Raw genomic sequence first — 12,302 nt, 5'->3', positions numbered from 1 at the left:
AGTTAGGTACAGATAATGATAAATAATATTTTTCAGTGTAGTAAAAGAAACCAGCACCAATATTTGGTGTTGTTTCATTAATACCAAATCCAAAGAAAGGATCGTTAGTGTCTATCACAGCAACGTTTCCATTTGATAAATCAATGTCATGGAATGTAGCTCCTGCTTTTACACCAAAAGCTAAACGGTGTTCGCCGCCTAAGTTTAAGGTGTATGAGACATCTACATAAGCATTAGTTTCTTTAACAGGACCAATATTATCTGCAATAACNTCAGGGCCACCTTCAATTTTAGTCCATTGGTTTCTGTATAGTAGTCCAAAAGAAAGATTTTCTCTTGAACCTGCATAAGCAGGGTTTACTATATTCATATTATACATGTACTGTGTGTACTGAGGGTCTTGTTGCCCATGCATCTGAAATGCTAAAAGCAAAACCGCTATAATAGAGAGTTTTTTCATTATATAAAGTTGATTCTGTTAGTTGATTATCTGTTAATGTATACCCAAGCACTTTTTGATTTTGCACCACCTTCGTAAACTACAGTATAGAAGTAAGTCCCTACAGGCAACTCATCACCATCATTGGTTTGTCCTACCCATTCATCAACATAGTTGTCTTTAGAATATACCAATGTACCGTTTCTATTAAATATTTCGAGTTTGGTAACATTAAAACTGCTTAAGTTAAAAGAATCATTCATTCCATCTTGATTAGGTGAAATACCTTCAGGGAATATACAAGACTCTAATTCTACAACCGTTGTTTCTATAGAAATAGAACATCCACTGTTATTAAATGTGATTGTTGCTTCGTATGTACCAGCAACCAATACATTGTTTAATGTTAGGCTGTTTCCTGTAAATGGACTACCATCTAAGGTCCAACTAACTGAAACATCAGAATCGGTGAAATTATCTGGTACAACATTAATTGAAATTGGTACAGTAGCATTAGGACATACCTCATAAACAGTTAGAGGGTCAAACTCAGCCATTGGTGGCATATTTACTTCAATTTCAAATGTTGTAGTGTCATAACATCCTGTTGTAGAGTTTTCTGCTCTAATATAAAGTGTTTCACCATTGCTAGAGTATGTTGCACTAGTTACATCACCTATGCCATCATTAGCATCTTCTTGAGATGTATGATATGTTACGACTATATTTGGATCAGTTGTAACCTCACTACTGATAGATGTTAAATCAAACTCTGTTGTACCATCGATGTTGCCATCCATATCATCACAGACAGCTAATGGTGCTGGTTGATTAATTGTAGGTCTTTCGTTAACAACTAAATCTACTTGAGATAAATCAAAGCATCCAACTAAATCAGGATCATTAGCAGCGTCAGTATCTTGTATTCTTATAATAAGAGTTTCTCCAGATGATACATAGTCACTAGTTGATGTTATTGCATTTATACCTTGATTGGCATCATTAACATCTGTATAATAAGTTACTGTAAAACCATCTAGGTTTAGAGATGCTGTTAAATCATCTAAATTGAATGACTCAGATCCATCTGCTTCAGGTCCATCACATACTGTAATGTTTTGAGGTGAAACAGGATCTGCATCGTCGTAAAAATTAATTTGAATGTAAGCAGAGAAGTAAGTTAAACTTTGATCACATATACCGCCTAATACTTGAACTTGGTATGTACCAGATTCAGTTGCTGTTAATGTTGGTTCATCATAATTTTCTATTGGAAAACCATTATAATACCATAAATAAGAATCAACATTGTAAACCGTTGTAGCTTCTAAAAGCACACCAGTATCATAACCACAATAACTAAATACTTCGTCTATTTGAGTTACATCTTCTATACTGTCATCAACAGGTGCTCCTTCTAAGTTTAATGTTACATCACAAACTACGTCACAATTTGTTCCATCTGTAGGGCCAGAATCTTGTACAAAAGTATAAGTACCAGATTGTTGAGAGTAGTTAGTTATTAAAAGAACATATACAGAGTTTGCAGGTACATCTGTAAGTGTAATTGTTTCAGAGGAAACAGCAGAAAAACTACAGTCGGCTATTGTTTCTGGTAATAACTCTACACAGCCACCTTGTTGGTCTACAAAAGGTCCCCATACTATAAAGTCAATATCTAAACCAGTACCAGCAGCATTTGTTTGTTCTAAAGTAAATACATAGTCTCCTGGATCATCAAAATTAATAGTATTCCATTGTGGATCTGGCTGAGAACCTAAACAATCGTAATCTAGGTATGGTGGTGCTGTTTGGTCACCAACAACACTTTCGTATTCAATATCTGGGTCAGCACAGATAGGTAATGCGTCTAAACAATATGTTGGTACTCCTATTGTTCCGATACAAAGGTCAAATGTGCTTGTTTCAGGACTAGATCCAGCAGAGAAAATTCTAATGTAGTATGTTTCTCCAGGGGTTAAAGCTGGTGTTATACTAAAGTCGTCAGCAGAACAATACAATTCAGTAAGAGTACCACAAGAACCTTCGTATACAGCATGGTCTATATTAAATGTTCCTCCAACTACGTTTTGTATTTCAATAATTTGCTGCTCTCCTAATGCTGTAAATTGAAACCAAACATCATCATTTGGTGTTCCTCCACAACTTGCGCCTGGTACGCCAGATGGAGTTGCTGCTAAAATGGTACCTGAATTTACTTGATTACAAGATTCCCCAGCATTTACAACAGCTTCAATAGCACCTACACAATCATCGTTAACTGGTGGACATGCTAAAACATTGTATATATCACTGCTAATAACACAATTAGTGTCTTGCTCATTAGTTACAAATATTTTTACTGCATTTCCAAATGGGAAAGGACCGACTTGATAAGTGTCTACAGCAAATGCCTGTTCCGTTGTGTTATCATAATCATTAGAAATTTCTAATGATGTAGCATCACCTAAGTCTGTAATATTTACATCAATATAAAATTGATCATTTGCACAATCTGGAACTGTAGTGTAATCTGCTTCGGCAAGAGTACATAATAATTCTTGAACATTTACTGTAAAATCTAAAGTAATACCCCAAGTACCAGTATAACAAGGGTCAGGTACTAATTGACCAAAGTCAGCGCCAGCAATACGCATTCTGTGTTCTCCTATTGGAGCTGTTAAAGGCATTATAAAAGATGCATCATATAGTTGAGGATCGCCAATACCATCACTTGCCCCTTGGAAAACTAGTTCTGTATCTTCAAAAACTAAATTATCATTAAAATCTATCCAGATATTAGTGTCATATGTAAATCCATGGTCAAATTCAATCTCTACTGTAGTATCTAAACCTTGAAAAACATTCACTACCGTAGATGTGAAATTTTCATACGTTAAGTCTCCAGCACTAGGGAAAGTTGTAACCCCAACAGTTACATTATTTATACCATCACCATCATTACTAGATGGAACAGATTCACAATACCCAGTAAAGAACTCTAAAGGACCAGTCCAAGAACTTTCATCGCCAGGACCACATATGGCTTGTACGTAAAACTCATAGTAGGTGTCAGGTGTTAAGCTTGTTAGTGTAAAAGGGTTGGTTGTTACACCTGTTTCAGTTGTCCCAGTTCCTAATGCAAAGCCTTGCTCACCATATTCGATATTCCAAGATGTTGCTGTACCATTTTCTACCCAAGCAACTTCAGTAGATGTTAAACTTAAGTTGTTTGCAGATAAATCTGATGGTTCTGGACATGAAGGGATATTTCTTACTTGAAAGTTATCTACAAAAACGTCTACATCTACACCCAAATCATCTATTGATCCATCTGTAGCGTAAATTGCGAACTGAACAGTTTGACCACTATACGCTGTTAAATTAACAACTGGATGAGCGCCAGTAATAGGAACAACAGATGTACTATCATAAGTTACAAGTGTAATCCAAGTTGCTCCACCATCATTAGTCATTAATAATTGAACTAAATCATCAGATCCTAATGTTCCAGGGTTAGAACTGCTATTCCAATCCGTTATTGCAAAATCAAATTCTACTTGAAACGGACCGCCTGTTAAATCAAAAAGAGGAGAAATAAGCCAGTCGCTCTTATTATTAAAAAACAGATTTATTTTGTAAGCACCATCATCGGCACCTATATTTAAAAACTCATCAGCAACCCATGAACTGTTCCCTAAATCTGTAGGGCCCGTTGTAGGATCACCATTATCAGCTACATCCCAACAATCTGGTGTAATTGTTGTGAAATCTTGTAAATAGTCTGGTACAAAAACATCACATAAGGTTGCGAACGTTAGAGGACCAGTCCAAGAACTGTCATCGCCAGGTCCACATGCGGCTTGTACATAAAAATCGTAAGTTGTAATAGCATCTAATCCAGTAACTACATATGGGTTAGAAACATTCATTTCTGTAGGAGTACCTGTTGGTGCTGTACCTGTAGGTACAATTTCTATATTCCAATTTGTAGCTGTTCCGCCTTCCGTCCAAGAAAACTCAGCTTCATTTGAAGTAATACCTGTTACGTTTATGTCTTGAGGCTCAGGACATGTAGGTATGTTTCTTACTTGGAAGTTATCTACAAAAATATCATTATCAGCTGAATCAACTACAGTTCCACTAGTGGCATATATTGCAAATTGTACTATTTGACCACTATAAGCTGTTAAATTAATTACTGGGTGTACACCCGCAATAGGAATAACAGATGTATTGTCATAGGTTAATAAGTTAACCCATGTTACTCCATTATCATTTGATATCAATAATTGTACAGTATCATCAGAACCTAATGTTCCTGCTACAGTAGAACTAAGCCATTCTGTAATTCCAAAATCAAATTCTACTTGAAAAGGACCTCCAGTTAAATCAAATTGAGGTGTTATAATCCAATCATTGAAACTAGCAAAAGCTGAACCGTATACATTTATATTATAAGAAGGGGTACCATTATTAAGAAAGTTATCTGAATTCCATGAACTATTACCAAAATCGGTTGGACCAGAGGTTGGGTCACCTTCACTAGCCACCTCCCAACAATCAGGAATAATGGTTGTAAAGTCTTGCATGTAATCTGGAATAAAGATGTCACACAAAGTAGTGAATGTCACAGGTCCAGAGAAAGCACTCTGTTCAGTGCCACAATCCGATTGAATGTATATATCATAACCAGTAACAGCATTTAAACCAGTTACGGAATAAGGGTTTGGTACATTGGTCGCCGTTGGTGTGCCAGTAGGGGCAGTTCCAGATTCAACAATTTCAATATTCCAAATGGTTGATGTTCCATTTTCAGTCCATGATACTACAGCTTCATTTGCTGTTACACCTGTAACACTTATGTCAGAAGGGTTTGGACAAGCCTGAGTAATTCCACCTAAAATAATATTTGGAATTGTACTATCAATATTACTAGCCGTTGGCGGATCTGCAGGATCTGGATTTGTAAAATCGCCATAATAAGATATTGTTCTGTTAGTAGTGACTTGAGAGTTGTAGAAGTCATCACCAAATTCATCATAACCCGCAGAGTTTTCTTTTGTTGCAATTATTAAATTTCCTGTACCAGTATAATTAAATGGAGTGTTTAATGTTAGTGTTACCCAACCTTCTGTTCCGGCTGTAACAGTAATACCTCCAGCATATACCTCTGTAAAAGAAGCTATGGGTTCCCAGTCTGTTGTTGATGTAAATTCTGTTTTCGCAACTTCCGCCATATAGATTGTTAAATCTTGACTAGATGGTAAAGCAGAAGTTCCACTATAATACCATTGGATATCAGTGATAGTTCCACTAGCATTAATTTCAGAAGCCAAATAGATAGTTTGCGCATAAGAATACCCAAAATACGGCTCAAAAGGCGCATTCTCAGTCTGCAAATTACCAGCTCCTATAGTCACTTGTGCATTAACTTGAAAAAGTATAGTGAAAAGTGCAAATAGTAGTAAAGTACTTTTTTTCATTATTAATAGGTTTATTAAAATTATTTAATGACCTTATAACCACTGGGTTATGGAAGGCTTTGCTGTGTTTCTAAAATAATGTGTTGTAATTGTGCATTGTTGACGTTGGTTGGACGTTTTAAACTATGCGAACTCGAATATATAAAAAATGGCTATTAACAAGATGTTAACAATGGTATAATAGATTAACTACCGTAATAATCGATAAATGGTTTAGCTATTTTTTATGAAGGCTTTAATTGAATATAAATAGGGAAATGATCGCTGTAACCTCCTTTATATTTGTTACCTACAAAAGTCCGAAATGGTTGTCCTTTGTACTTGCCTTCGTATTGAGTAAGAAACTTACTATTAAATACTTGTGCGTCTTTAAAATCTAAGTTAGAATTATTGGTGTCAAAGAAATTGGTTGAGAATAAAATTTGATCAAATAAATTCCACTGAAACCTGTGATTTAAACTGCCGTTATCTCGAGACCAAACTGTTTTAAAAGGGTTGTAAAGCTTACTTTCTTCTTCTAGTAATATCAGACTTTTGCAATTTGGATTATCATTAAAATCTCCCATAACAATAATTTTGGTGTTTGGGTCTTCTTTTTTTAGTGTTTCAATAACAGAATTTACGACTTTTGCTGCTGCTATACGTTTAAATTCGGTTTCTTTAGTGCCTTCTCTGCGTGAAGACCAATGGTTAACTATAATGCTGATGTTTTCATTATTTAGTTGGCCTTTTACAAGTAGAATGTCTCTAGTATAGTCTTGGTATCCCATATCGTTTTGAAGATAAACCGAAAAGGTTTCAGAGTAGTCAACTTTAAAAACATCAGGTTTATATAGTAGAGCCACATCAATCCCTCTTTCATCTAAAGAGTCGAAATGCACAAAGCTGTAATTTTCATCAACTAAATTTTTGCTATTTACTAAGTCTGAAAGTACCTTTTGGTTTTCTACTTCGGCCAAACCAACAATAATTGGTGCATTTGTTGTATTTTCTTCACCTATTTTAGAAATTACGGTTCCAAGTTTTAAAATTTTTTTTTGATAACGTTTTGGAGTCCATCGTTTTAATGAGTTGGGTAAGAAATCATTGTCATGAATTAATGGGTCGTTAGTTGTGTCGAATAAATTTTCAACATTATAGAATGCTATTGTGTAAATTTCAGAATTATTGTTCATGGCAATAAATATAGGTTTTTAAAATATTATTAAGAATAATCCATTTGCTTAACTTTGTACTTATGATAGAGAAAAAAGATATTGCTTTAGAGAAGGTTGTACTTATTGGTGTAATAACTCAAAATCAAGATGAAGAGAAGTCTAAAGAATATTTAGACGAGTTGGAATTTTTAACCTTTACGGCTGGTGGTGAAGTTATAAAACGCTACACCCAAAAAATGGCATTGCCAAACCCTAAAACGTTTATAGGTACAGGTAAGATGGAGGATGTAAGGCAGTTTGTAGAAGCAAATGATATTGGAACTGTAATTTTTGATGACGAATTATCGCCAGCGCAAGAACGTAACATCAGTAAAATTCTTAACTGTAAGATTCTAGACAGAACCAATTTAATCTTGGATATTTTTGCGCAACGTGCACAAACCAGTTATGCAAGAACGCAAGTAGAATTAGCACAATGCGAATATTTACTACCAAGATTAAAAGGTATGTGGACGCACCTTGAAAGACAAAAAGGTGGTATAGGAATGCGTGGGCCAGGTGAAACAGAAATAGAAACAGATAGACGTATTGTACGTGATAAAATAGCCTTACTTAAAGCTAAAATAAAAACGATTGATAAACAAATGGCCGTTCAGCGAGGTAATCGAGGGAAAATGGTCCGTGTGGCTTTAGTTGGATACACAAATGTGGGTAAATCTACGTTGATGAACGTAATTAGTAAAAGTGATGTATTTGCAGAAAATAAACTATTTGCGACCCTAGATACTACGGTTAGAAAAGTGGTTATTGGAAACCTTCCTTTTTTAGTTAGTGATACGGTTGGTTTTATTAGAAAATTACCGACGCAACTCGTAGATTCCTTTAAAAGTACGTTGGATGAAGTTAGAGAAGCAGATTTATTGCTTCATGTTGTAGATATTTCTCATTCTAATTTTGAAGAGCACATTGATTCTGTAAATCAGATTTTAGACGAAATTGAAAGTAAAGACAAGCCAACTATTATGGTCTTTAATAAAATTGATGCTTATGAGGCAGAACCTTTTGATGATGATAATTTAGTTGATGAGCGCACTAAAGCTAACTATACGATTGAAGAATGGAAAAAGACATGGATGTCTAGAGTTGGTGATAATGCCTTATTTATTTCTGCTTTAAACAAAGAGAATATGGAAGAATTTAGAAAACGGGTTTATAAAGAAGTAAGAGAAATTCATGTCACACGTTTTCCATACAATCATTTCCTATATCCAGACGTTGAAGATATAGACTAAAAATATTCCTTATATATGAGTTTTTTTCTGCCACGTTTTAAAACTGGGATAAAAAAAGCATTAAAAAATAAATGGATAAAATGGATAGCTCTAATAGTAGCTGTTGTTTTGGTATTTCTTTTTGGGCTTTACATGAGCATATATGCAGGATTATTTGGAAAACTGCCAACATTAAAAGACGTCGGTTCTATAAAGCAAGAACAAGCCACACAACTTTTAGATAAAGACCAGAAATTAATAGGTAAATATTATATCTATGATAGGCAGCCCGTAAAGTATGAAGATGTTCCAAAGCATCTTATTGAGGCATTAATAGCCACTGAAGACTCTAGGTTTTACGAGCATGATGGCATTGATAATATTAGTTTAATGCGCGTATTTGTAAAGAATTTAATTCTTCAAGATAAGTCAGCAGGAGGCGGAAGTACCATAACACTTCAATTGGCAAAAAATCTTTATGGTAGAAAGAATTATGCTTTCTTTAGTATGCTTATTAATAAGTTTAAAGAGTCTATAGTTGCAAAACGCATAGAAGAAGTTTATTCTAAAGAAGAAATATTAACGTTATACCTTAATACGGTTCCTTTTTCTGATAATACTTATGGTATAGAAAGTGCGTCACGTAAATTTTTCAACAAATCAGTACAGGATATTTCTATAAATGAAGCTGCTACTTTGGTTGGTACTTTAAAAGCAAATACGTATTACAATCCGAGACTACATCCAGAACGCTGTAAAGGTAGAAGGAATGTGGTGTTAAGTCAGATGGTAAATTATAATTACCTGTCGCAAGATTCGTTAAAATACTATTCAAATCAAGGCTTAAAATTAGAGTACCGTTCCTTTAATCACGATTTGGGTTTAGCTCCTTATTTTAGAGCCGAAGTAAAAAAGCAATTAGAATCTATTTTAGACACTTTAAAAACGTCAGAAGGAGAAAAATATAACCTTTATAAGGATGGATTAATTGTTTACACGACTTTAGATTACAAAATGCAAGCATTGGCAGAAGCTGCTATGAAAGAGCATATCAGTACGCTTCAGGCAGATTTTGAAAAATCTTATGGGAAAAACGCACCTTGGGAAACCAATAAAAACTTGATAGAAAGTGCTATTAAAAAGTTGCCTCAAGTGAAGATTTATAAGGAGAATGGTTTAACCGATGCCCAAATAAAAGATTCATTGCAGATTAAAAAGCCTATTGATTTATTTAGTTGGAAAGGAGATACTATTAAAACATCATCTGCAGTGGATAGTTTAAAGCATTATCTGAAGTTTTTAAACACAGGAATGTTGTCTGTAGAGCCAAGTACAGGTGCAGTTAGAACTTACATTGGCGGTATAGATTACAGGTATTTTAAATACGATCATATTTCACAAAGTGAACGTCAAGTAGGCTCTACGTTTAAACCTTTTGTCTATACAGCTGCTATAGAAAATGGCTTAGATCCATGTACTTATTTTTCATTAAATAAAGTCACTTATACAAATTATGATAACTGGACACCGAGTAATTCTGGTCATTCTGATGAAGATCCTTATATAAATTACACTTTAGAAAAGGCATTAAGCAATTCTGTTAATACTATTTCTGTTAAGGTTTTAGAAAACGTTGGTATTCCAAAGGTTTTAAAACAAGTTGAAAAATTAGGTATTTCAAAAGAACTACCAAATGAACCTTCTTTAGCCTTAGGTGTTGCAGAGATTAGTTTGAAGGATTTAACAGGTGCTTACGCAAGTTATTTAAACAAAGGTAAAGCGGTAAGCCCTTATTATATCACTAAAATTGAAGATCAATTTGGAAACGTTATAGCTGCATTTGAACCAGAAATATCTCAAAAAGAAGCTTATAGCGATTATACTAGGCAAGTACTTTTAGAAATGATGAAATCTACGGTTAATAAAGGCACAGCTTCTAGATTGAGAACCGTGTATGGATTAAGAAATGAAATTGCTGGAAAAACAGGAACCACCCAAGATAATAAAGATGGCTGGTTTGTTGGTTTAACACCAAACTTGGTAACAGTTACTTGGGTTGGTAACGATAACCATTCTATAGGATTTAAGTCCACAGCATTGGGACAAGGAGCTAATTCAGCTTTACCAATATTTGCTAAATTTTATCAAAAGCTAAATGCAGATAGTAATTTTAAGTCCGTCACTAATGCGAGTTTCGAAAAACCATCACAACAAGTTTTAGATGATTTGAATTGTGAATCTACAAAACGGGACAATTTTATTAAACGCTTGTTTAAGAAGAAAGAGAAAAAGAAAACGTTTAATTAGAAGAATAAAAAAAAAACCTGTCTAGATTTAAATCTAAACAGGTTTTTTAATTTATATTTTTTTAGTCTTAAAACTTGTAGCTTAAACCAACTGTATAATACGATTGTAGTTTATTATCAGCATCTTTTAAGTCTACAGCTTGGTAATTAGCTGCTTCTTGTTTGTTGCTTCTTAAGGCAAAGTCAAAACCAACACCAATCATTTTCCATAGTGTGTAGCTAAATGAGTTAGTCCAAGTAAAGTTAGATAAGTCGCTATCTTTGTAACTTTGGAATGTAGAGAAGTTAGATTTAAAGTTAATAGCTCCAATTTGTCTAGTATAATCAGCCACAATCTTAGCACCTGCAGAAGATTCAAAAGCAGCATCATTATCAGCAAATACAAAGTTGTAGTTTAGAGGGTGAATTACTACTATTAGATTATTAATAGGAGTCCAAGTAGCACCAACACCAAGATCTAAAAATCCAGGATCATTAAAGTTGTCTAAAAGTGTAGTTCTGTATTCTGCTAAACCAGAAATAGCCCATTTTTCGTTTAATTTACGACCGTACAATGATGAAATATTAAAAACATCTGATGTAGGTTCAAAATTATCGCTATCATCTTCTGTGTCTTTGTTATCTAATTTTACCCAGGCAAGGTTAGTGTTAAGCGAGTTTCTCCAAAAATATTTGTCTTCAATTTTATTCGCGTAAGCATTAAAAGTGATTCCAATATTTCCTGTTATATTATTTGGTGCACCTTGAGAATACCAATCGTTAAAGTTAGATAGGTTTCCACCAATAGTACCAAAAGCACCAACTCTCCAACCTGGTAAAGCATCTATTTGCGCTTGTAAAGCATTAGCTTCGCTTTGAAATTTATCTGCTTCAGCTTGTTTTTCAGCTTTTTGCGTTTGTAATTCTTCTTTTGTTTGTGCAAAAGTGATAGTAGTTACAGCAAACAATAGGATAAGGGAAAGAAATAATTTCTTGTTCATAATGGATTAAATTTATTAAGTAATAATTGTTTTAAAAATTTGAATTTGCAAATATAGGGTTTATTGATTTTTGGTTATATTTATTTTCGATAAAACCCCTATTATTAAGACACTCATACTTAATAAAAGTCACATTAAAATACTTATTTTTTTTTGAATAATGGAACAGAAGAACAAGCTTCACCAAACATAATAGATTTAGCTATAGGTTTTAATTTTTGTGAAAGTAGTACTAAAGCATTTGAAGGCACTGGTTTATGTGAGCATCCCTTTATAATTACAGGTGCATCTTTAAATTCTGAAACCTCTAAATTAGAAATGATTTCACTATACAAAATAGATTCTAAGTTTTCTAAGGTACCTATAATTGATAATTTAGAATAGGGTTGTAGTTCTATTGAAATTAACATATAAGCCCAGTCAGGTACAATAGCGTCTGTTGAACAATGCAGAGCGACATAACAATCTTGGTACTGCGACCAATCATGTTCTGCAACAAAGATTCTAAACTCTTTTTCTCTAAGCACCAAACCTTCTAGTAGCCAATCTTTAATATCAAAAAGAATACGATTGCCTTTTGGGTAGTAATCCTCTAGGTCAACGACTTTTAATTTGCTATTAGCAACTCTATTAATAATCTCTTCTGCCATATTGTAAAGGTAA

Annotated in this window: 7 protein-coding genes; 2 read left to right on the top strand and 5 right to left on the bottom strand. The window is 34.0% G+C overall.

From position 1 onward, the window contains the following. The 3 genes from ABD730_RS05675 to ABD730_RS05665 form a co-directional block, all read right to left on the bottom strand. Window positions 1–370, bottom strand: a 370-nt coding sequence (locus ABD730_RS05675; RefSeq protein ID WP_425583503.1) for a type IX secretion system membrane protein PorP/SprF, incomplete at its 3' end; no start/stop codon positions are given. A gap of 116 nt (window positions 371–486) precedes the next feature. Then, window positions 487–5,925: a fibronectin type III domain-containing protein gene (locus ABD730_RS05670; protein WP_344713152.1), complete on the bottom strand. Its 5,439-nt coding sequence runs from the start codon at window positions 5,923–5,925 to the stop codon at window positions 487–489. A 224-nt stretch (window positions 5,926–6,149) separates the two neighbouring features. After that, entirely contained in the window at window positions 6,150–7,100 is a 951-nt protein-coding gene (locus tag ABD730_RS05665; RefSeq protein ID WP_344713150.1) for an endonuclease/exonuclease/phosphatase family protein, read from the bottom strand. A gap of 62 nt (window positions 7,101–7,162) precedes the next feature. On the opposite strand from ABD730_RS05665, the gene hflX reads away from it, so the two are divergent. Together hflX and ABD730_RS05655 are read left to right on the top strand one after the other, a co-directional pair. After that, window positions 7,163–8,374: a GTPase HflX gene (gene hflX, locus ABD730_RS05660; RefSeq protein ID WP_334468385.1), complete on the top strand. Its 1,212-nt coding sequence runs from the start codon at window positions 7,163–7,165 to the stop codon at window positions 8,372–8,374. Window positions 8,375–8,389: 15 nt separating this feature from the next. Continuing rightward, a complete protein-coding gene (locus ABD730_RS05655; RefSeq protein WP_344713148.1) occupies window positions 8,390–10,660 on the top strand; it encodes a penicillin-binding protein 1A in 2,271 nt (756 codons plus the stop codon). Window positions 10,661–10,727: 67 nt separating this feature from the next. Here ABD730_RS05655 and ABD730_RS05650 read toward each other — a convergent pair whose 3' ends face one another. Both ABD730_RS05650 and ABD730_RS05645 read right to left on the bottom strand, forming a co-directional pair. Continuing rightward, on the bottom strand, window positions 10,728–11,639 hold the full coding sequence (locus ABD730_RS05650; RefSeq protein WP_344713146.1) for a DUF3078 domain-containing protein: 912 nt from the start codon (window positions 11,637–11,639) through the stop codon (window positions 10,728–10,730). 143 nt (window positions 11,640–11,782) lie between these two features. Beyond that, window positions 11,783–12,289 (bottom strand): DUF2480 family protein, encoded by a 507-nt coding sequence (locus ABD730_RS05645; protein ID WP_344713144.1) that lies wholly within the window; start codon window positions 12,287–12,289, stop codon window positions 11,783–11,785. Between the last annotated feature and the right edge of the window lie 13 nt (window positions 12,290–12,302).

The sequence above is a fragment of the Winogradskyella damuponensis genome, assembly GCF_039538385.1.
Classification (GTDB): Bacteria; Bacteroidota; Bacteroidia; order Flavobacteriales; family Flavobacteriaceae; genus Winogradskyella; species Winogradskyella damuponensis.
Note: the sequence above shows the minus strand (reverse complement) of the source record. Positions and strands in the feature narration are given on the sequence as shown.